Here is a 22,195-nt window from a genome sequence, read left to right on the forward strand (position 1 = left end):
CCGTTGATGTTCGCGAGCAATTGCCAAGGCACTTCGTATTTCTCAGCGATGTCCATCAGGGTTTCATTGGGCGCGACTCGGTGTGGTTCCGCCAAGAGGTGTTCGCTGGAGTAAATCACTTCCGCGGCGAGAGGGTCGAGACGACTGAGCAACTCATCGCGTTGTTCGCTGGTCAGGTTGGGAGTTTCATAGAACAGGCTCAGAGTCGCCAAGGCTTCGCGTCGTCGATCGGAGTGGTACTGCCGGTCGGCGGTTGCAATGGCGTTACTCAAACCTGCCGCCGCGATTGGGTCGGATTCTGCTGCAGGGCTGATGCTAGCAGGAGCATCGGACGAGCCGATCGACGCGACCGCGGTGTTGGGATCAGGAGCGGAGTAGGTGGCTCCCGTCGAGGTGTATTCTTGATTGGGGTTGAGCTGAATTGGTGTGCTCGAGCCTGGCGTCACCTCAGGCAAACGACTGGCTTGCAGGTTGGCAGCGGGAGAATCCAAGTCCGACATGGAGAACGACTCGGATTCATTCGCGAGGTTATCAGTCGCCGAGGAAGGCACATCGGCGAAGCTGCGATTGATGGAATCCATCGGCATCGTATCGGCGGGTGCCTGTGGCTCGTCACTCGTGTCCTCGCCATCGAGCGTTTCAAAGCCTGTCGGCGAATTGAACTCAGGCTGCGAATTACCAGATTCATTGAGCGCCATATCGAGGTCGTCAAAACCTCCGTCCCCTGAATCGTTGCTGGCGGTGCCTTCATCGATCCCAAAATCTGCGAGGGGATCGAGAGTGCCTAACGCTTCCGGGATGCCGTCGCTGATATCGAACGTATCCGCATCCACGATCAGATCCCTCGCCACCTCGGGTGGCAACGCATCGGGGGGCGTTGTCATGGAAATCCAGGCCCCGTAGAGGACCGTCGTCATGAGTACGACAATGGCGGCTGTTTTCAAAGTCTGCACGGCAATAACTCCCCTGCCGGGTACGTGCTCACAAGGTGAATTTTGTAAGTGTTGCCTCTTCCATAGTGCATCGAATCCGTTGAAGACCAGACCAATCTGTGGAGCGTCTGAACATTGAGCAGGTTCTAGCCTGAACTTTGGAAGCGATTTTTATTCTCCGGAGTTTGAAAATTGATTTGTCAGCGCCACTGAACGCAAAAACGCAGCTTACGTTTCGATGTCAAAACGAATGGCGGACTCCGGAACGAACCCACCCGGCCAACATGCGAAACTTGTTTCGAATGACGGTGGGTTGCCCATGGAAGTCTGGATTCGCGATTCGTATGGACATGCTACTTGATTGCCCCCTTTGCCCTAAAACTGATTTTAAACCGATGAAAAAAATTGCCCTTGCCCTCACTGCTCTTCTGTCCGCTGGTTCCGTCTCGAACTTGTTCGCGGACACAACGGACTCACAAAAATTCACTGCGAACGTTTCGGTTGCGATGAGCGTGACGGCTCCTGCCGACGCGGTCCTGACTCACGATGAAACTCACGCCAACCAAGCCTTCACGGCTCAACCGTGGAACGTGATTGGTAACAGCCAAAACGGTGTGAGCGTTTCGTTCGCGACGAATGGCCCGTTTGTGAATACCGCCGATCCCACTTTCAAACGAGATGCGAAATTGGGCTTGGCTATCAACAGCCAAACCGGTCCGGGGTCGTTCTCGATCTCGCAGGCCACCGGACAAACGGACTACGCCAACTCGGTCAATATCGCGACCGTTTCTGCCGTCAGTGACGGTGTTTCGAATGCAACCTTGGATTTGTCGGTCGAGTTTATCACCGGAACGTTTGGGTCCTTCGCGGCGGGAACCTACCAAACAACCGTGACGGGAACGATCACGGCTCTTTGATCCGTCGTTGATAAAGATGCCCCCGGAATGATTCGCATCAGGCGAAGTCATTCCATCCCCACGAGTCAAACGCCGTGACTTGCCCACGTCACCGCGATCTGGATACCCGCAAAATTTGCCCCTGGTTCAACCATGCCCCGCTGAACCGATCGCGGCGTTTCTATGATCTACGACTCGACAATGCGACGGCCCGTGAGAGATCACGGGCCGTCTGCATTGCTGCTGTGCTGTTTCCCGCTCGGACGCTACTGTACGCCGACAAGAGTCGAGATCGCGGACGATCGATTTGACGACGCTTTTCGCGGTTGAAAATCGCAACCGCTTCAGGATTCGGGGTGGGCGTACAACTGTACAACCCCATACAGCATCGATGAGTGAAACATCTCGTTTCACCTCTGTGCCCCGATGAGATGCCTCTTTGTTGTTTTTGATTTGTCCCACGTCGATTCCCCGGGTGTTCTGCATCCGATTGAAAAGAATCCTGGGGCTGATCTGCCTTCTTTCTTCGTTGGTGGGGTGCGTCTACCGGCCAGATTACCATCGAACCTCCATCGATGAATTGATCCAGCAATCGTTGGATCATTCCAACGCTTCCAACGGAGGCGATCCGGAGCTGATTGGAAACGTTCACGATCACTCTGTCGTTGTCGATGGCGTGATGGTTGATGATCACGACACCGTGATCATAGGAGAAGAGAATTTGATCGACGGATTCAGCCAAATGCCTCAGGAAGAGATCATTCCGCTGAAACTGCTCCCGGTCTTGCAAGCTCAATCGTCACGGGTCGCTCGCGTCAACTACGACGGGAACAACTTGATCAACGAGGAATTCATCGAGACCGATGTTCGCGAAGTGTTGACGTTGTTGGCCACCGACGCCAACTTGGATTTGGTGCTGGACGACAACGTTGCCGGAATCGTCAATGCACAAATCAATGATCTGACGGTCGATGAAGCCGTTGAGAAGGTCTTGTTGCCGTTGGGGTTGGCATCTTCACGCCGTGGCAAGCAATTGATTGTCGCCCCGCCCGATCCCGCATCGCCACTTTTCGCGATGGTGTCGATCAAAACGCAGTATCAACCTCTGCACATGGATCCGAACACGCTGTTGGAAACTGTGCCGGTGTCTTGGTTGCAGTACGTGACGGTCATCGAGCAAGCCAAGACGATGTTGGTTGAAGCACCACCACGGATTGCCAATGACATCATCGAACGTTTTCAAAACATCGATCAACCGATTCCGCAGGTGGTGTTGGAAGCAATCATTTGCGTGGTGTCGCCCGATTCCGGTTTCCAATTTGGTTTGGATTGGCAACACGCAGTCGACATGGATGGCGTGAAGGAACTCTCGATTGGTGCATCGGGGCTGGCATTGAACGGTGAACTTTCGCAAGCCGGTTTGGATGCGATCTTCTCTGATTTTGGAAGCACGTCCGCGTTCGTTCGATTGCTTTCCGAAAAAGGTTACTTGACCATCCGCGCGACCCCACACGTGATGGCAAAGGATGGCGAGCAAGCCAACATCGCGATCAATCGCGAAACGTTCTTCAGTGTGCAACCGCCGGGTTCGACTGGAAACAACTCGGTGTTCTTTCAACAGAACATTCAAAAGGTCGATGCTGGGATCATGTTGGACATCACACCACACATTCGTGGTGATGAAGTGACGATTGATATCGAGAAAGCGGAAGTCAGTGAGGATGTTCGAAATGCAACCCCGGCTCTGTCAATCAATCAGTTCCCTATCATCAACCGTCGAAGTGTATCCACAACGGTCAGTGTCAAAGACGGCAAAACCATTGTCATTGGTGGATTGGTTCAAAGAGAGACGGTCGATCGAGTCAATCGCATTCCAGGACTGAGTCGACTGCCCGGAGTGGGCTACCTTTTTCAAACGACCCAGCGGCAAACGCGCGACGCGGAAGTGGTGATTTTTATCTCACCAAGAATCGTGCGATCAACGGGCACTGCGTTCATCACCTCGGGTGGTTGATTTCGCGTGCTGATCGCGATGCCGCGTGAACATTCGGCTGTGCATGGACGCTCTTTTTACGGACATTCTCTTTGATGAAAACACTCGCTTCAATCTTTCCAATGATACGTTTCATTCAAAAGCCTTTTGAGTGTCACGCGGGTCAAGACTACGCTTCGCCGGCACGTGTTCGTTTCCGCCGCGTACGAACTTGGGGGCTTGCCTGTTTGGCATCGGCTTTGATGACGAGTGTTGTGCAAGCTCAAACGCCTGGAGTTCGGACTGGGGCCATCGACACGCGTGACGGCCGTCGTGTAAGCATCGAACAACGAGTGGAACAAGCGTTTCGAATTGAGCCAGTCGTGCAACGGTTCAAGGGACGCCGCGGCGAAGTGATTCCTTTCTCGTTCACGGTCACGTCGACCGGCAAGACGATGCAGATCGATGTGTCGCCGATTCAATTGCGGCAGGAAGAGTCAGGGATCATTTTGCACGATGAACACAGCCCGCCGATGGAAGGGGTGAAGTTCACAACACCGACTCGGTTCACTCTGAACGCAGGCGAAACGGTAGAGTTGAAAGGAAAGGTGACGATCCCGCTGGCGAAGACAAACTATTTGTCGTTTGGGCTGTTGGTTCGCGATGAGGGAATGGTCGACGAACCAACCGACGCCGATGCCGCGGGCGGTCAAACGCGAGCCGCCATTCGCTACGTCACGCAGTACGTTCTCCGAGTGGACGTTGAAACGGGGTTGACGAACCTGAGCAGCATCGAGCAGATGGAAATCGAAGACGCCCAAGTCGTCTCGCACGAAGGCATGCCGTACATCCGAGCGTACGTCAAAAACCCGAGTAACTTTGCACTGGAGTGTCGGGTTCGGGCAGAGTTGTCGCATAAGGATTCTAGCGACGCATCCAATTCTCGTTCTTCCGATCCGGTTGCTCTGTTCATGCCTTCGCGAGCCAACTTGGACGATGACGAGAAGTATTTGGTTCGCATGATGCCCAATGCTCGGCTGCGTTTGGAAGCTCCGCTCGAAACGTCGCTCATCGACGGGCAATACGATTTGAATTTGATGGTCAGCAACGGCCGGAGAACGATGTTGGAGCGGACTTTCCCACAAACGTTGCTGGTGAATTCCTTTCGTGCCTTGGACACTCGCATCGCCAACCTGGGCCCTGGCGTGACGTTGGAACCCGCCCAGATTGAACTGGGGCGTGTTGAAGGAACACAACGAATGGTGACATTGAAGGTGAAGAACAACAGCGACGATGACCAATTGATTCATTTGCTTCCGCGCGATCATCTCGGCGAACCAATGAGTCGCCTGATGTTGTCGAGCACCCAGTTTGAATTAGCCGCCGGTCGGTCCAAAACCATCCGTGCTCTCTTGCGAGGCGTCTCAAAAGAAACGTCTCAGTGGGGAACGCTGGACATCATTCGCCGCAACCTCCAAACGCTCAGCGATGTGGAGTCCGCAACGTCGCTGCCTTTGGAGTTGGTTCACAAGCAACGGCCACAGTTGACGGTCGCCGCCGGACCATTGCAGTGGGCGACGCTCACCGACGGAAACGCGTTTGTGATTGAAGTCGCCAACGAAGGCGATGGCTATGCACCAATTCATGGTGAACTGTTGTTGGGCCAAGACGATGGTTCTCGTCCTCACCGGCTATTGGACGGTTTCGGCCGCTGGTTGGCGCCCGGGCAAAAACGCGAACTGCAATTTCATCTTCCGGCGGAGATTGAGGCCGGACGGTATCAGATTCGTCTAACGGTTCGTTCACGAGACAACTTGTCGGTGGAAGAACAGGTTGTGGTGTTGGATTTGACCGAAGAAATGTTGCGAGGTTCGCAGCAGGTCAACGAGGAGGCCGCCGCGGTTTCGAACACGGACGCCCGTTCGACGTCACTTCGCTAGTTGACTGTCACGACTTGTTTTCAGGTTAGTGGACAAGGCGACGAGTCCTGAACTGGCGTCCAAACCAAGGACCCGTCGGCTCGTCCACTACTCTCGAAATGAGTCCTGACAGACCACTAAGCAGGTCGGCAGGAATGATCGGGGAGAACCTCACGGCGGCGAGTCTCTCTGAAACCCGCAACTGACAGCGTCTCGGAGAGACCCCGCGACGTGATCAAGTCCATTGACTCCCGCTCACGTGCTTTGCGTCTACGTCGTGTGAGGCTCCAACTCGCAAGTCAGGCCTGTCACGCGTGTTTGCTGGGTCTGTTCGTCTCCCCTTTTAAGGTCGGGCCCGAGCATGGAAAGCGGCACCGGTTCCTCGATCGACAACGCCAAAGATGGAACCGTCCAGGCTGAGCCGATCCATGTCCCTGACGAATCGAAACCACCCGGGTAGTCTGGTGTTCGCTTGCTCATTTAGATTGTTGGCGAGATCTCGAAAGTCTCGCCGTTGAGCGGCACGGATTTATCGAGTTTCCGTTATTCCACCTCACTCGCAATTTTGGTTTCTCATGTCGGATTGGACTCCCTCCCAGTGGCAATCGGATCACGATGGACGACTGACCGCGATGGTTGATTTCGCCTTGAAAGCCGGCCAGCACACGCTGACTCACTTCGGTAAGTCATCTCTCTCTGTCGATCGAAAATCCGATGATTCGCCGGTGACCATCGCTGACCGCGAAGCCGAGCAATTGGTTCGCAAACTGGTCGCGGAGCAATTCCCTGAGGATGCGATCGCAGGGGAAGAGTTCGCCGACAGCGAAGGAGCGAGCCAATATCGCTGGGTCGTCGATCCCATCGACGGAACGAAATCGTTTATCTGTGGTGTGCCACTGTACAGCACATTGCTGGCTTTGGAATGTGATGAGACTCCGATCGGCGGAGTCATCTACCTTCCCGCGACGGATCAATTGGTCGTCGCCGCAGTGGGCGGAGGTTGTTATCACAGCGATGATTTGAAAACCTGGAAAGAGGCTCGTGTGTCCGAGCAAACCGATCTGGCGAAAGCTGTTTTTGTGACCAGCGAAGCAAAATCGTTTGGCGATCGAGGTGAAGGTCCTGGTGGTGACAGCGATGTGTTTACCGCCTTGCAGCGAGACACATGGCTGACGCGAACATGGGGGGATGGTTACGGGTATGCGATGGTCGCGACTGGTCGTGCCGATTTGATGGTCGATCCGATCTGCAATGCGTGGGATGTCGCCGCGATGGCGCCGATCCTTGCAGAAGCTGGCGGGCGATTCACATCATGGGAAGGCGTCGACACGGTTCGCGGCGGCGATGGAGTTGGAACCAACGGGCACCTTCACGATGCCGTTTTGGAACGACTGAAGAAGTAACGTTGCTGACGTTGGTCAAAAAAAGAGCCACCACGGAATCTGCTTCCGCGGTGGCTCGACTGCTCAGCCAGCGTTGATTGGAGTGAATCGGTCAGGGTGTCCGATCAGAATTCCTCATCGATAATTTCTTTTGCCGCGCGTGTTCCCAGTGCGCCCCAAACTCCAAAGGGACTCTGCGAACCCGCTGGGTTGATTGCCCAACTGTCCCAGCGAACTGGTGGTGCACCCGAATTGCCAGCGTCGATTGATTCGGTGATGAACTTGACGGCACCATCGGCCATCAAGACATGCACGCCACCTTGATGGTGGCTGCTAGGTGGCAAGATGCCTTCGTTGTGGCGGTTGCCCTGCATGCAGATTTCGGAGTTGGGCGGAAGGATCGTGTTCATGCCAGAGAACAACGGCCGGCCATACGCCCATTTGAATCCACGTTCCATTTCGCCAGCCGGTCCGGTGATCGCCGGCGAGGCGACAAACGGGGCCCCATTCCGCCAGAACAGTGGACGCTCGGGGTCAATCATCGATCGGCATGCGAGTGCATTGTCCGGGCCCGATGGGTTTCCACTGTTGGCTTGAATGCTGGTCGGTGCATCCGGTGGCAACGCGCGAATGTCCCGGTCACCGAGACTGGTGATGATCTCACCGGCCGCAATCGTATTGGACAATCCGTCGAGGATTTCTTTGAAACTGGTCGAACGACTCGCAACGAAGACTCCGCGACAGGCTGCTCGTTCGGCTTGGGCCCAGGCACTGTTGGGGGTGTTGGCTCGATCCTGTTCCGCACCAACATGCATGTGGTGAGTGGAGTCGCCTAAACACGCCGCGTAGTTCGTTCGACCTTGCGCGGGCAAACCCTCACCTGGATCACTCGGGCAACGCAACGTGGGAATGTTGGTCAACCACGGACGGTAGCGGTTCCCGGCCATGTTGTGATCGCTCAAGTTCATACGTGCATCGGGACCCATCGCCTGGAAGTCGATGACACCATCGCCATCCGAATCCATCGGATTGCTGATCTGTTCCCAGAGGGCTTGCTGTTCGAAGAATGGTGTCAGGCCGGGTAGCCAACTGAGTTCGTTGCGGTTGTGGCCACCGCCGCCAGCCGCGCGACGGGATGGGTTAGGTGATCCGGAGTTCGCTTCATTGGTTGTTCCCGCAGAGTGCGCGGGGAGCATGTTGTAGGCGGAATGGTAGTTGTGCAGCGACAAACCAATTTGCTTGAAGTTGTTGCTGCAACTCATCCGACGGGCCGCTTCTCGAGCGGCTTGCACGGCGGGCAATAAAAGTCCAACGAGGACTCCGATGATGGCGATCACCACCAGCAATTCAACCAACGTGAAACCGTTGGGTTGAAATCGTCGTTTCATGATCGAGTTCCTTGTACAGGGGCGGGAAAAAAGGGAGGGAAAACAGGCAGGAATGATTGAGATCGGAAAGTCATTCGGCGAAGACATCAATTCGCCGTGTCTCCATCGTCCAGAGACGCGTTGCTATCAAAGTCATGTGGGTTCTCTTCGACGTACTGATTCAGTTCGTCATCTGAGGGAGCGGTCGCGGAATCGTCGCAGCCGGAGAAACCAATCAGGCCTCCGAGCACCAACAACCAAAGGAACTTCTTCATGGTGTTTGCCTTTCAATTTGCAAGAAAAAACGAGAGATGATCACGGCGTTGCACGTCCCCGTGGCGATCCACTGGCGACTTGGCTTCTCGCACAAAGGTGCTGAGGGTTGCCAAACAAGATCCTCCAAGGGAGGGGCTCGGGTGCGTTTTGCCGCATCGTAGTCTATAGTCCTCAGGGGCGGAGAATGAACCCCTGCAGGGCGCTTAAAATGGACACGGCTGCCAGAAAACGTTCTCTAGGGGCCTCTTGCCATGCCGAAACCGGTTTCAGATTCCCAATTTCTTTCGCGGGCCATCGATGGCTGACGCGTGATCACCTTGCTTCCAGAGTCCTGTGTTGATGCTTCGTAGATTGAGTGTGTTCTTGTTTGCCGTCGCGGTCATCGGCTGCTCGGTTGTTGTTGCCGAAACGAAATCAGCGTCGACGTTCGACCCGGTGCCCGTCATCTTTGATACCGACATCACTGGTGATTGCGATGATGTGTTAGCGCTCGCGATGTTGCATGCTTTGCAAGATCGTGGTGAATGCGAACTCAAAGCCGTGACGATCTCCAAGGTCAATCCTTTGGCAGCCCCGTTTGTCGATGCGATCAATACGTTCTATGGTCGCGGTGACTTGCCGATTGGCGCCACCCGTGAAGCCCAGCGTCGCGAAAGTCTCTATTTGAAATTGTGCAAGACCCGGGATGGCAACGATTTTCGGTACCCCCATGATTTGCTTCGCAGCGATGACGCACCGACTGCGGTGGAGGTTTTGCGGCGGACATTGGCGGAAGCGGAGGACGCTAGCATCGTCATCATCCAAGTCGGCCTCGCGACAAACCTGGCGGATTTGTTGGAGACCAAAGGTGATGACATCAGTCCGCTGGATGGCGTGGATTTGCTTCGCAAAAAGTGCAAGCTGATTTCAGTGATGGCGGGTTGCTTCGGGCCGACGCTCGGCAAGCCGCGACACGATGAAGCCAACGTCGTCAACGGCATCGATGCGATGCGACGGTTCGCGGAGCGATCACCTGACGATGTACCAGTCGTGTGGAGTGACTACCGGATTGGGATTGCGGTGCCCTACCCACGCGAAAGTATCGCTCGCGACTATTCCTACGTGCCGCATCACCCTGTTCGCGAAACCTACTTGTTGCACAGCGGTCCCAACCACGACCGACCCACCTGGGATTTGACCAGTGTGCTCTATGCGGTGCGTCCCAACGATCATTACTTTGGGCTTTCTCAACCTGGCCGTGTGGTCGTGGATGAGAAGGGATTCACCGAATTTCACCCGCACGCGAATGGGCGTGATCGACTGCTGGAAATGACTCCCGAACAGGCGATTCGCGTGATCGAAGTTCAGCGAGCGCTCTCCAGCCAACCGCCTCGCCAACTCAACGGCAATTGATTCTCTGTAGACGCGGCCCGAAGGTTTAGAATTTGATGAGCTGGAACTTACCCGGAATGGCTTGTTCGCCGACGTGCCCGACTGCGTCGAGTCGAATGGGCCCCCGGCCAACCTGAGCCGACGTGAGCGTAACGAGCCCAGATGTGCCTTCCACTTCAGCAACGACCCGACCAAGATGTTTGAGTTCAATCCGATCGGCGTCTGGGCATGCGAGTTTGATCTGCATTTGTTCGTCTTCCACCGATTTGGTCTCGATTGTCGGCAGAATGTTGGGGTTACCAAGGACCAGCGTTTGAGTGATTGCGACGCGAGGTTGTGTGAGATGTTGCCCAATCAACACGGCGCGGCAGTGCAGTGCCCCTTGTAGTTTCGAAGGCAGTTTGATCTCGATCTTTTTCGCGGGCCGTGCCACCGCGATTCGTTTGCCTTGCAAGTGGAGCTCAATCGCGGTGGTGGCGGTCGAGGTTGCGTTGTCAGGCAGTTGTTGCCAGAGGAAATTCACCGGGACTTTGTCGCCATCCACTTCGCCCGCTTCTATCCGGACGAAATCGATCGGTGCTTTCGCATAAGGTTGGCATGCTGGGTCACCCACGATCAGCAGTTGGTAGGGCGACGTCGTGCTCAGGTAAAACGCCTCGATCGCAGAGACGCCTTCGGCATAGTAGGCGTGCATCATCGGAGTCGGGAACTTAGGCACCAACGCATAGGGCTCTGCCACCGCACCACTGCTGATCGCTGCGCCGGCATGAAGAAGTTCGGTCAACTTGGTCTGCGAATTGGTTTTGAATGCCGCTCCAAGGCTGGTCAGATTCTCCGCGATGGCTCCAGGAGTCATGGACCACGATCGCTTCCGAGCATCGAAGTTGGCCGCTCCCAGCATCAGTCCCGAGTATGGCCTGTCCGAAGTTGGCAGTTTCGACGCGAAAATCTCGACGTTTCGGTCACGCGAAATCAACCAAGTCAGTGCGTCGACGTACAGCGGTTCGCGAGTCGTGACGCGGACATCAGATGTCTTGGCAAACCCGAACGTCCCATCGGGGAACGTACGGTCGGCTTCGCGAGCCCGCTGCAGAACCTCGATGGCCTGTTCCAAGGTACTACCACGTTGATGGACGACACCCAAGACACAGGAAAGGATGTATGGCATGCCACCTTTGGCATTGGGGATGGGATGACCGGTGCTGGTCCATCCGACGTTGGTCGCAAAAGGAACCGGCCCTTGGTTCTTCATCGGGACGTCTTGAAGGAGAGCAAGGATGGTCTCAAAACCGTCTGTCTCTTTCAGCTTTTGCAGTGAGTCGGACTCTTCCACGTAGCGTCGATTGGCCCAACCACCCGCAGTCGCCATCGCCAATCTCTGCACGGCAGAATCGAGTTCATCAGCGTTGGCATAGGCTTCGGCGGCGCGAACGTTGAGCGGATACAACGTTGGGTACTCCTCTGCGATCGCGGTCCAGAGTTCCGCCGCCGTTTTCCAATCTTCGGCTGACTCTGCGCTGTTGGTTGCGTCTTCGGCGGCTTCGAATTTTTCCCCCGCCTCACCTGCAAACGGATTCGCAAAGTGGCGCTCGAACGAACCGCGAGCGTAAAAGTTGCTGATCCAACCGAGGTAGTCCGGCGAATCGGCCAGCACCCATCGGTAGAAGAAGGTCATTGAGTTGATCGACGCCACTGGACGTTGATATTTTTTCTGGTTCTCGTCGGTCAGTCGTTTGGTGTGTTCACGAATATCGACCGCAGTCGGAAAACCAGCGGAGTAGGCAATCACTTGAGCGTGAGCACCCAGGCTGCGATCGTTCAGTTCCGTCAGAACCGGTTTTAAAATCTTTTCGCGAAAGTCATCCAGTGAGACCCGCAGTCCCGAGGGAACGTCCTCCAACAAGACGATGTTGGATGGCGGAATGTCTCGCAACTGAACGTAGTGGTTCGCCAACGTCAGCGAGTCCTCCGACTTCGCGTTCACGACCACGATGATGTTTTCGCCGCTGATCCCAGCATGGGCATGGGGGCCAAAAACGCACGCCAAGAACGCCAGAATTAGCTGGCCAAAGAGGTGCCGACGTTTGGGGGATTTGCCGTTGGGCGACGTAGGCGTCAGGGGACTTGGCGGGAACATCGATCGGCAATCGTTTTCAAAAATGGGCTGGCACTTGCAGAAGCAGCCTATTGTAGAGGGATTGTCCCCAGCGTTTCTCATCCGCGAATATTTTTCATGCGAGTGTCATGCCGATTGTCTATCGGGCAACGGTCAGCGGACGCAACGGATGCGCGGATGCCTGCGAACGATGCCGAAGGTTCAGATGTAGTAGAGCACCAAGCTGACGGCGAGCAGGGTTGCTGCCCAGAACGCCATCGTGCTGGTCGACCAAGTTCTTCCGATCAATCCGTTGACGTTGAACGAACGCTGCACCACTCGCAGGGTACCCCGCAACGTCAGCAAGAAATCGTGGCGGAAGGTTTGGTCGACAAGTTCGATTGCGACTTGTCCACCGCGAGTGGCTTTCGGCAGCAAGCGTCGGTAGAACCAATCGGTGTCCAGGTTCACGGCGCGTTGTTCCGCCGGATACAGTCCGGATTTCATCAAGGCGACGAACGCCAACGCGGCAAACAGCAGCAGTTGCAACTGAGTCACGACGTGGGTGATCGTGTACGGGTGATAGTCCACGTCAAACGGTAGCAATCGGTAGAGCAATGGATAGGCGAGGCCCAACGCAACGCAGGCGAATGCGGCAATGCCCATCGCTAGCAACATGTTCCACGGTGCCTCTTTAACTCGTTTGCCGCTGTCATGGGCAAAGAACGCGAAGAACGGAATCTTGATTCCGGAGTGCTCCATCACACCCGCCGAAGCGATCAGCAACACAATCCAAACGCCGAACATGTGTTCTTCGCCGGCCGCCGAGATGATCATCGACTTGCTGACGAAACCGCTGAGTAGCGGGAAGCCCGAGATTGCACCGGCACCGATCATGCAGAACACGGTGGTCCATGGCATGGATTTGTGCAGGCCGCCCAGTTCGGTGGCCTTGGCCGTGCCGACGCGAAACAGCACCGCGCCGACGGACATGAACAACAGCGATTTGTAGATGATGTGACAGAACGCGTGGGCCACGGTTCCGTTGATGGCAAGCTCGGTTCCAATCCCCACTCCCACGACCATGAACCCGAGTTGGTTGTTGAGAGAATACGCCAGAACTCGACGCAGGTCATTTTCGATGACCGCGAAAATGATCGGGAACAACGTCATGACGCAGCCGACGGTGATCAATGGATCAAAGCCCGCGAAGCCACGAGCCAGCGAGTAAACGGCCAGCTTCGTCGTGAACGCGCTGAGGAACACGGTGCCGGTGACCGTTGCTTTGGGATACGAGTCTTGCAACCAGTTGTGCAGCAACGGGAAGGCACACTTGATCGCAAAAGCCAACAGGATGCACCAGGCGGCGGGCGAGATCGCACTGTCGCCGAGCAGCGATTGGCCTTCGCTCACCAGAAGTTCAAATTTGAGCGAGCCTGTTTCGACGTACTGGATGATGGCTCCGGTGAGCAACAACACGCCGGAACCGACTTGGACGATCAGGTAACGCATTCCCGCACGGTAAGCGGCGGGTGTGTCCGACGCCCAAACCAGAAACACGCTGCTGATCGCGGTGAGTTCCCAAAACACAAACAGCGTCATCAGGTCGCCGGCACAGCACGCACCGATCGCGGCACCGGCGTAAACCATTCCCGCGATATGTTGCCGGGTGTCTCGCACATGCAATGCATAAATCGCTGACACGATTGCAGCGATGTGGAACACCAATCCAAACGGACGGCTGAGTGAATCAATGCGGATGGGTTGCAGTTCCGCACCCAACATCGAGAACGTCTTCGCAGATTCGCCTTCACCCAGGACGGGCGTGAACCAGAATAGCAAACCGCTGAGGATGGCCAGGCTGAGTGCACCGCCGGCTTGGGCTCGTTTGGGAAGCAACCACAAGAAAACGCCGCCGACAATCATCGGCCATCCGGGAGGCAAAGCAGACAAGAAATTCATGCTTCATCTCCTGGGTGGTTGTCCTCGGGGCGGTCCAGACGTGGGAATTCGTTTTCGGGTTCAGGGTCGTAATAGCCCTCTGGCTTTTTGATCAACGGACGCAGCAACGTTCCCAGGAATACAACCGCAACAAAGGCGATGAATCCAAACCAAGCTTGAAAACCGAAAAACGTTTCGACTTTGCCAAAGTGTGGGTGAGGGTTTTCGTAGAACAGGTCGGCGAAGACCAGCAGCACGCAAACGACGACCAGACCGATGATCATCCGTTGGATATTCTGCGGCCGTTCGAACCAGCTGGGATCGGAAGGAGGGTTGTGGCTCATAGGTTTGGCGTCTGCGTGATCGGCAACAGGGCTTCGTAAATCCAGTCGGCGGCGAAGAACAACGCGACACTGCCAATCGCGGTGATGCAAAGTGGAACCACGCACATCATCGGAGCTTCGTGGATTCCCTCGGTGGGTGCGTGATGATGCGAGTCGTGCTCGCTACCTTCGTGCCCGTGTGATTCATCGGGTTTGGGTTTGCCCATGAACGCGAGCATCGGGATGGGCACCAAGTAAGCGATGTTGAGCAGTGAACTGACCATCAATGCTGCTGTCAACAAATACTGGTGAGTCTCCACGGTTCCAACGGCCAGGAACCATTTGCTCCAGGCGCCACCGCCCGGCGGCAATCCGATGATGCTGACCGAAGCCAACAAGAACGCACCAAATGTGAATGGCATTTGCCGGCCGAGGCCTCTCATGTCGCTGATGTTTTTCTTGTGGGCACCGACATAGATCGCACCAGCACAGAAAAACAATGTGATCTTGCCAACCGCGTGCATCGCGATGTGCATCCCGCCACCGATGATGCTGCTGGGAGTCGCCAGGGCTGCACCAAGGGTGATGTAGGCGAGTTGGCCGATGGTCGAATAGGCTAGGCGTGCCTTCAAGTTGTCTTTTGTCATTGCGACCAGTGACGCAACCACCAGCGAGAATCCCGCGACATACGCCAGCCAAAGGTTCACTCCAGAATCAGTGAGCAGATCCAAGCCGAAAATGTAGACCACGACTTTGAGCACCGAGAACACGCCGACTTTGACCACCGCGACCGCGTGTAACAATGCACTGACGGGAGTCGGTGCCACCATGGCGGCAGGCAACCAGCGGTGAAACGGCATCAAGGCGGCTTTGCCAATCCCGAATGCAAACAGAGCTAGCAGGATGCCCAGTCCCACAGTCGAGATTTTATCGTCGGCCACGGGACCGGCGAGGATGCCGCCAAGAGTGAATTCAAGGGTTCCAGCGAGCGAATACGTCCAGGCAATCGCAAACATAAAGAACGCGATGGAAGTGGACAGCAGGATCCCGAGATAGACTCGGCCACCATTGCGGGCTTCTTCATTGCCGTGGTGCGTCACCAACGGATAAGTCGAGATCGTCATGATCTCGTACGCCACAAACAGAGTGAACAAATTTTTCGCGTACGCAGCAGCGAGTGCGGCGAAAATCGCAAACGCAAAGCAGCCGTAAAATCGCGTTTGGTGGCCTTCGTTGTGCCCCCGCATGTAGCCGACCGCGTAGATCGTCGTCAGGATCCAAAGCCCTGAGGCAACGAGCGCGAACAACATCCCCAGCGGTTCGACTTTGAATGCGATTTGGAATCCGGGCAACCATTCGCCCCAGATCCATTCGGGACGTTCGCCCGCGAACACATCGCTGGACAATCGGCACGTCAACAAAAACAGAATGCTGGCGACGGTCAGCGTGCAGCCTTCGCGAACGTTCGGAGATTTGCCCGTCAAAGTCAGCAAGACATAGGCGATCAACGGCAGCAGCAGTGACAGCCAGATTTGCATGGAATCGGTCATGGTGTGGCTCCCAACAATCCCGCAGCCGCGGCGGCGGCCAAATCAGCGGAGTACGTGGTCCAAACACCAAACACGAACGTTCCCGCCAAGACGATGTAAGTGGGGATCAACATTCCCAAAGGAGCCTCCTTGGCCCGGAGCACTTTGGCAGTTGGCTCACTGAAGTACAGCGTTTCAACCACTCGCCAGACGTAAACCACTGCCAGCAGCGAACTGAACAGCATCAGAACGGCGACCGGCCACATGCCTTTTTCCATCGCCGCGGTCAGCAGCAACCATTTGCTAATGAAGCCTGCCGTCACCGGGACACCGATCAAAGCCAGCCCACCAATCGCCCATCCGAGCGAGGTCCATGGCATCGTTCTGCCGGCGCCTTTCCAGTCTTCCAGTTTGACGCTGCCCAGTCGCAATGCGAAGCAGCCGACGATCATGAACAACCCGCCTTTGATCAATGCGTGGTTGAACATGTGGACGATGCCGGCGGTCAGGCCGCCTGGAGTCGCCATGCTGATTCCAAGAATCATGTACCCGATTTGGGCCACGCTGGAATAAGCGAGCAAGCGTTTCACGTTGGCTTGGTAGATAGCCGCCGTGGATGCGACAAAGATTCCAACCAATGCCAGGATTGTCAGCTCAGTATCGAGCGGCAGGTAATCAAAGGCAAATCCAGGCGTGAGGATTCCAAAGATCACTCGAATGAACGCGTAAACGGAGACCTTCGTCGCCGTTGCCGCGATGAAGCAAGTCACCACTGACGGGGCATAGGTGTAAGCGTTGGGCAACCAAGTGTGCAGCGGGAACACCGCCATTTTCACGCACAATCCGATGACCAAGAAACTGAAGGCGACCAAGACCGTGCGGGGGCCTTCTTCGTGCGGAACGCGAGCAGCGATGTCGGCCATGTTCAGTGTGCCGGTCATCTGATACAGCAACCCGATGCCAATCAGGATGAAGGTGGCACCGATGCTGCCGAGGATCAAGTACTGGAACGCTGCCAGCGGTGCACGCCGGGTTTGTCCGAGGCTGATCAACGCGTAGGAAGACAGCGACGAGATTTCCAGGAACACGAACACATTGAAGAGGTCACCTGTCACGCACATGCCAAGCAAACCGGTCAAGCACAACAGATACGTGGCGTAGAACAGGTAGTGTTTGGATCGAGCGATTTCGTCGTCGACGGATTTGGGAGCGTAGACCAGCACGATCGCACCGATCCCCGAGACAAACATCATCACAAACGATGACAGTGAATCGACCAGGTATTCGATGCCGTATGGCGGTGCCCAGCCACCCAGGTTGTACCGAATGACTCCGGTTTGACTGACTTGCGCAACCAACGCGATGGAGATTGCAAACGTGATCCAACTGACCAGCAACGCCAGCGTGTAAGCCGCTGTTCGTTGATGCAGAATCACGCACAGTGGCGCCGCGACGAGCGGCAACACGATCAACAGGATCGGGAGATGTTCCGTCAATTCACCGCCTCCGAATCGGTCGGGTTCTCAGGAGAGCTCCCAGCCAGTGAATGAGAATCAGCGTCGATCCATTGATCTTCGTCGTCGTCATCAGGCAATCCGTCAGCACGATCGATTTCCAAGATTCGATCTTCTTCAATCGTCCCGTAGTCTTCTCGGATTCGAACGACCAGGGCCAAAGCAAGGGCGGTGGTGGCGATGCCGACCACGATCGCCGTCAGCATCAGCACGCTGGGCAGCGGATTCGAATAAATGATCTCAGCGCCCGGCAGTTCCGCATGCCCCGCATGTGCGCCCACGATTTCTTCCGAAACGGTACCCAGGGCGTGTGTCGTGTGTTGGTCGTGGCCTGAAGCGTGCATTGCTTCGGCTTGGGCCGCGGCCACTTCGGGCGGGATGATCGGCGCGGTTCCGCCGCGGACTTTGCCCATCGTCACGTAAAGCAAGAAGACCGAGGTTTGAAAGATGTTCAACCCGATGACCGACTTGATGAGGTTCCGCCGTGCAAGCACGATGTAGAAACCGGTCATCATCAAGACGATCACGATCCAGTAGTTATAAAGCCCTGTGACTTGTTCCATCGCTGGACCGTTCATACGAATCGACTCCGGCTGGCGAAGGCGTAAAAGATCATCGTCATCACCGAGGTCACTGTGATTCCCACGCCGACTTCCACCACAAAGATCCCCAAGTGTTGGCCTCCGGGAAGGTACTGGTGGTTGAGGGAGTGTTCCAAAACGTCGTAGTCCAAAAAGTTGCCACCCAGAAACATGGTGGCAAAGCCGGTGCCGGCGTAAACCAACACACCCAATGCCATCAGTTTTTCAATCACGATGGGCGGAGCGACCCGTTTGATCGCGTCGAGCCCAAAGACTAGGCCGTACAAGATCAACCCGGAGGCAAAGATCACACCGGCTTGGAAACCACCGCCAGGCCCGTAATCGCCATGGAACTGGACGTAAAACGCGAACAGCAAGATGTACGGGATCAGCAACTTGGTGATCACGCGAATGATTGGGAATTTGATCATGCGTTTGCCTTCCGTTTGCGTCGTTTGGCTCGACTGGCGATCGCGGGACGTTCCATTTCATCGCGACGCAAAATCAGCAGCACCGCAATTCCGGCCGTCAGCACAACGGTGGTTTCGCCCAGCGTGTCATAGCCCCGGTAAGATGCCAGCAATGCCGTGACCACGTTGGGAAGACCATGCATGTCTTCCAGGGATCGCTCGACAAACGAAGGATCCGGGTGCAGGTGCACGATCGCATTGGGGTCGCCGTAGTGCGGCATGTCCAATGTGCCGTAGATCAGTGCTCCGCCGGTGACCGTGACCACCAACAGTGGAACCAGCGGCGACCGTTTGGTCGGTTGTTCTTGTTCACCCGTCAGTGCCAGCGTGCTGAGCATCAGCACCGTCGAGATGCCCGCACCAACAGCGGCTTCGGTGAACGCGACGTCAGGTGCATCCAGGATCAACATCCAAGATGCACTTAAAAAACTGTAAATGCCGGTGAACATCACCGCCGCCCACAATTGTCGCAGGCGTGCGACGGTCACAGCAGTCAGCGCCAGCAGCGCGAGGATGGCAAAGACGACCCAGTTCATCATGAGACGTCTCCATCACGCGAGGCAGCGGGGGCATTCAGTGTGCGATTGGGTTGTTGTTTGACATCCAGTTCCGGTTTGACGCCGTGGATCAGCGCGGAGTGAGCCAGAGCGTGACAGGAACTGGGGCTGGTGATGGTCAAGAAAAACAAAATGGACAGCAGTTTGACTGCGATCAACGTGGGGCCTGCCAAACACAGCAACCCGATCAGAATCAATCCCGCGCCCATGGTGTCTGTGATGCCGCCACCGTGCATTCGTGAGAAAAACTCGGGCAAGCGAATGATTCCGATCCCACCAATGATGGAAAAGAGGGCTCCTGCAACGAGAAAGAACCAGCTTGCGATTTCCAATGCGATCATGCGTGACCTTTCATCAGGCGGGTTCCTCACCGAAGCTGCGATACTGTGTGAACCGCAGCAACGCGACCATGCCGATGAAATTCATCAGGCTGTAAAGCAAGGCGAGATCGAGGAAGTCCGTGCGTGCGGTCACGAAACTGACCACGCAAATGAACAGAACCGTTTTGGTGCCGAACATGTTCAGGGCCAGCACCCGATCGAACACTGTTGGGCCCGCCATGGCGCGAATCAAGGCCAGCGTCATGGTGACCAACACGGCCGCGGAGGTGGCGATCATCACGTGGTGCGTGGCGCTCAAGCTGAACGCATGAGTGGAATAGCTCAGCATCTCATGCAGGTCAGAAGAACTGGCGTGGCCTCGCCCCGTCGCGGCATGCGCCGCAAGCGCGGCAGTTTCGCTGGCGGCAAGCATCGTCGGCAGCAGGATGTTTGAGAACATCACTTGGATTTCTCCAAGCGGCAGATTCGTTCGTCCATTTCGCCGGACATGTCTTCCTCGGTTTCTTCGAGATTCAAACCGTGAATCAGAATCTTTTCTTCTTCCATTTGCACCGAGACGGTACCGGGCGTCAAAGTGATCGAGTTGGCAAGAATGACTCGGCCAAGTTCGCACTTTTGATGCGAAGTGATCGTGATCAAGTTGCGTTTCAGTTTCATCTTGCGAGACAAGATGATCTTCGCAACCGCCAAGTTGCTCTCCACAATCTCTTTTGCCAACCAAGGTGCATAGAACACAAACGGCCGGATTCCCAACTGAGCGGGAGCACCTTCTTCGTCGACGATTTTCATCCGCAACGAGATCAACAGACTGACCAGCACCGACATCGCCCCGAGTCCAAGCAAGAACGGGTTGTCAAAGTGTCCCGACCAAAGCAGCCAGGTCGCTAGCAAAGCGATGGTGAGCCAAAACGCGTATCTCACGAGAGGATCCGATCCGTGGGGAGATGTGCAAAACGTAGACCTGTTATCCACAAACTTGCGCCCGCAACAAGTGGGACTGACGCGATTAAATGCGCCTCGCGAACGAAATGTCCGCCGGTGGAGGGTCGCCAGCGTCACACGTTGTGCCAGAAATTTTTTGTGGGCAACCAGTGCAATTTTGTCGCGTTGGGTGCCTGGTTTATCTGGTTTGCTCAGATTGTTGTTTTTCGGGCTGTCGCGTCAGCCCGCGTTGACGCGGCCAACCACCATCTCCGGTTTGGCCATGCGAGGTCGCAAGAGATTCACGCGAAGTGATTTTCGGCGGGGAGTGACGTTTGGTCGGCGAGTGTTTTCAATCGCGCGGCGCACAAGCGTGCTCGCTGGACATCGTCTGCGTCGAAGAACAGGTTGGCGATGCGCTTGAGGCAACACTGGCAATTCACATCGTCCAGCCGTTCGGGAATCACCGCGGCGAGAACCTCGATGGCGTCGGTTTGTCGGGACAACCGAATCAACAGGGACGCCAACCCAATTCGGAAGTGAATGTTGCGTGGATCCAGCCCGATTGCATGTCGGATCAGTGATTCGCAGATCTCCGCGGGGTGCCCGCATTGCTCGGCGTAGTATCCCATTTGGTAGTGAACCTCGGGTTGTTCCGGATTCAAAATGCCAGCTTGCCGGCACGCTTCCATCGCCAATCGTGGGTAGTCGATCGCTTCCAAACCCGCGGCGATTCGCAGGAGTTCGGAGCTGTTGACTTTGCCCGATGTCGCCACCGTCATCAACAGATCTTTCGAGAGCAGACGCCTGCCGGCCGACCCGTATGCGATTGCCAGTTCAATTTGGACGGCGCGAGGCAGTGGCCGAATGAGGGCCGCTCGTTCCAACGCATCGATCCCCTCATTCACCTCGCAAATGCAAAGACTGGCCATGCCAAGCAGCGTCAACGCATCAACGTCCTCCGGTTCTTGGGCCAGCACGTATTGAGCGAACTGAATGGCATGCGAAAAGCGGCCGGCTTCAAATTCGAGATGAGCGAATGAGAGAGAGTCGTTCATGGTGAAGGTTGGGGTTTGGTTTGGAATTCAGAGAGTCGCGTTGGCAGCGCGTTCCGCCCGCAATTCGTTGGAGCGTTTTTGACACTCGGTCGCCAACTCGAGTTGTTGGTGACGAGTCAGCAGGTCGGCAATTTGTTGCAGGCAACTGAAGCATGTTGCTTGTTGAAGTTGCGTCTTCTCAAACGAGAGAACAACTTCCAGGGCTTCGTCATCTCGCTGCAGTTGAATCAGCAACGACGCCAGACCAACTCGGAAATGAACGTTGCCCGAGTCGAGTTGAATCGCGCGCCGTGTCAGTGCTTCGGTCAAGTACAACGCGTTGCCGCAGCGGGCTGAGTACACGCCCATGTCGTAGTACGCTTGTCCCACCGTGTCGTCTTTCTCCGTGATCCATTCACAGACCTTCATGGCCAATTGGGGTGAATCGATCGCGGCCAATCCGGCGGCAACCTTCAACATGAGGCCTGCGTCCAGGCGTCGGCTAAGAGCGAGTTCAAGATACAGTTCGCGAGCCAAGTCGGTGCGGCGAAGCTGTGCGTAACATGACGCCAGCGCGATCCGCGCTTCGTCGGTGATCGGCCCGAGCAAGCTGGCCTTTTCAATCACATCGGCGGCTTCCAAGGTGCGGCCGCGTTGATGAAGTGCGAGCCCCAGCAACACAGCGGGCTCGAGGTCATCATGGGATTGCGTCAGGACATTGTCCGACGCGAGAAGCCTGATGACTTGATCGGAGTCGCTGCGGAGGTGAGC

21 protein-coding genes are annotated in these 22,195 nt (G+C 55.9%); 5 read left to right on the plus strand and 16 right to left on the minus strand.

What is annotated here, in order from left to right; all coding sequences use genetic code 11:
- The coding region (locus ACF8AM_RS23245) for a peptigoglycan-binding protein LysM (RefSeq protein WP_392557942.1) at positions 1-884 on the minus strand (884 nt) is incomplete at its 3' end.
- A gap of 443 nt (positions 885-1,327) precedes the next feature.
- Here ACF8AM_RS23245 and ACF8AM_RS23250 point away from each other — a divergent pair.
- The 4 genes from ACF8AM_RS23250 (at position 1,328) to hisN (ending at position 7,122) form a co-directional block, all read left to right on the plus strand.
- Positions 1,328-1,849, plus strand: coding sequence for a hypothetical protein (locus ACF8AM_RS23250; RefSeq protein ID WP_392557943.1), 522 nt, complete (start codon positions 1,328-1,330; stop codon positions 1,847-1,849).
- 454 nt (positions 1,850-2,303) lie between these two features.
- Positions 2,304-3,842, plus strand: a complete 1,539-nt coding sequence (locus ACF8AM_RS23255) for a type II secretion system protein GspD (RefSeq protein ID WP_392557944.1) — start codon at positions 2,304-2,306, stop codon at positions 3,840-3,842.
- A 74-nt stretch (positions 3,843-3,916) separates the two neighbouring features.
- Entirely contained in the window at positions 3,917-5,740 is a 1,824-nt protein-coding gene (locus ACF8AM_RS23260) for a hypothetical protein (protein WP_392557945.1), read from the plus strand.
- 554 nt (positions 5,741-6,294) lie between these two features.
- On the plus strand, positions 6,295-7,122 hold the full coding sequence (gene hisN / locus ACF8AM_RS23265) for a histidinol-phosphatase (RefSeq protein ID WP_392557946.1): 828 nt from the start codon (positions 6,295-6,297) through the stop codon (positions 7,120-7,122).
- A 104-nt stretch (positions 7,123-7,226) separates the two neighbouring features.
- Here hisN and ACF8AM_RS23270 read toward each other — a convergent pair whose 3' ends face one another.
- Both ACF8AM_RS23270 and ACF8AM_RS23275 read right to left on the minus strand, forming a co-directional pair.
- Positions 7,227-8,489, minus strand: a complete 1,263-nt coding sequence (locus ACF8AM_RS23270; RefSeq protein ID WP_392557947.1) for a DUF1559 domain-containing protein — start codon at positions 8,487-8,489, stop codon at positions 7,227-7,229.
- Between the two features lie 86 nt (positions 8,490-8,575).
- The gene (locus tag ACF8AM_RS23275) at positions 8,576-8,743 is read right to left on the minus strand and encodes a hypothetical protein (RefSeq protein ID WP_392557948.1); all 168 of its coding nucleotides are present in this window, start codon (positions 8,741-8,743) and stop codon (positions 8,576-8,578) included.
- Positions 8,744-9,083: 340 nt separating this feature from the next.
- Between ACF8AM_RS23275 and ACF8AM_RS23280 the strand changes: the two genes are divergently transcribed.
- Entirely contained in the window at positions 9,084-10,136 is a 1,053-nt protein-coding gene (locus tag ACF8AM_RS23280) for a nucleoside hydrolase (protein WP_392557949.1), read from the plus strand.
- Positions 10,137-10,161: 25 nt separating this feature from the next.
- Here the strand turns inward: ACF8AM_RS23280 and ACF8AM_RS23285 are convergent, their stop codons facing one another.
- The 13 genes from ACF8AM_RS23285 to ACF8AM_RS23345 all read right to left on the minus strand — a co-directional run.
- Positions 10,162-12,252 carry a hypothetical protein gene (locus ACF8AM_RS23285; RefSeq protein ID WP_392557950.1) on the minus strand — a complete coding sequence of 697 codons (2,091 nt, stop codon included), beginning with the start codon at positions 12,250-12,252 and terminating at the stop codon, positions 10,162-10,164.
- Positions 12,253-12,432: 180 nt separating this feature from the next.
- The gene (locus ACF8AM_RS23290; protein WP_392557951.1) at positions 12,433-14,172 is read right to left on the minus strand and encodes a Na(+)/H(+) antiporter subunit D; all 1,740 of its coding nucleotides are present in this window, start codon (positions 14,170-14,172) and stop codon (positions 12,433-12,435) included.
- Entirely contained in the window at positions 14,169-14,435 is a 267-nt protein-coding gene (locus ACF8AM_RS23295; RefSeq protein ID WP_392557952.1) for a hypothetical protein, read from the minus strand. The genes ACF8AM_RS23290 and ACF8AM_RS23295 overlap by 4 nt, the downstream gene beginning before the upstream one ends.
- A 56-nt stretch (positions 14,436-14,491) precedes the next feature.
- Positions 14,492-16,024, minus strand: a complete 1,533-nt coding sequence (locus ACF8AM_RS23300; RefSeq protein WP_392557953.1) for a monovalent cation/H+ antiporter subunit D family protein — start codon at positions 16,022-16,024, stop codon at positions 14,492-14,494.
- Positions 16,021-17,499, minus strand: a complete 1,479-nt coding sequence (locus ACF8AM_RS23305; RefSeq protein WP_392557954.1) for a monovalent cation/H+ antiporter subunit D family protein — start codon at positions 17,497-17,499, stop codon at positions 16,021-16,023. The genes ACF8AM_RS23300 and ACF8AM_RS23305 overlap by 4 nt, the downstream gene beginning before the upstream one ends.
- Positions 17,496-18,095: a sodium:proton antiporter gene (locus ACF8AM_RS23310; protein WP_392557955.1), complete on the minus strand. Its 600-nt coding sequence runs from the start codon at positions 18,093-18,095 to the stop codon at positions 17,496-17,498. Before ACF8AM_RS23310 ends, ACF8AM_RS23305 begins: the two co-directional genes overlap by 4 nt.
- Complete coding sequence (locus ACF8AM_RS23315; RefSeq protein WP_392557956.1) at positions 18,092-18,529, minus strand: Na(+)/H(+) antiporter subunit B; 438 nt, start codon at positions 18,527-18,529, stop codon at positions 18,092-18,094. The genes ACF8AM_RS23310 and ACF8AM_RS23315 overlap by 4 nt, the downstream gene beginning before the upstream one ends.
- A complete protein-coding gene (locus ACF8AM_RS23320) occupies positions 18,526-19,104 on the minus strand; it encodes a DUF4040 domain-containing protein (RefSeq protein ID WP_392557962.1) in 579 nt (192 codons plus the stop codon). Before ACF8AM_RS23320 ends, ACF8AM_RS23315 begins: the two co-directional genes overlap by 4 nt.
- A complete protein-coding gene (gene mnhG, locus ACF8AM_RS23325; protein ID WP_392557957.1) occupies positions 19,104-19,466 on the minus strand; it encodes a monovalent cation/H(+) antiporter subunit G in 363 nt (120 codons plus the stop codon). Before mnhG ends, ACF8AM_RS23320 begins: the two co-directional genes overlap by 1 nt.
- 13 nt (positions 19,467-19,479) lie before the next feature.
- A complete protein-coding gene (locus ACF8AM_RS23330; protein WP_392557958.1) occupies positions 19,480-19,878 on the minus strand; it encodes a monovalent cation/H+ antiporter complex subunit F in 399 nt (132 codons plus the stop codon).
- A gap of 26 nt (positions 19,879-19,904) precedes the next feature.
- Entirely contained in the window at positions 19,905-20,387 is a 483-nt protein-coding gene (locus ACF8AM_RS23335; protein ID WP_392557959.1) for a Na+/H+ antiporter subunit E, read from the minus strand.
- Between the two features lie 302 nt (positions 20,388-20,689).
- Positions 20,690-21,445 carry a tetratricopeptide repeat protein gene (locus ACF8AM_RS23340; RefSeq protein WP_392557960.1) on the minus strand — a complete coding sequence of 252 codons (756 nt, stop codon included), beginning with the start codon at positions 21,443-21,445 and terminating at the stop codon, positions 20,690-20,692.
- A 27-nt stretch (positions 21,446-21,472) separates the two neighbouring features.
- A partial coding sequence (locus ACF8AM_RS23345; RefSeq protein WP_392557961.1) for a tetratricopeptide repeat protein occupies positions 21,473-22,195 on the minus strand: 723 nt, incomplete at its 5' end.

This window comes from Rhodopirellula sp. JB055 (genome assembly GCF_043100905.1).
In the GTDB taxonomy this organism is placed as follows: domain Bacteria; phylum Planctomycetota; class Planctomycetia; order Pirellulales; family Pirellulaceae; genus Rhodopirellula.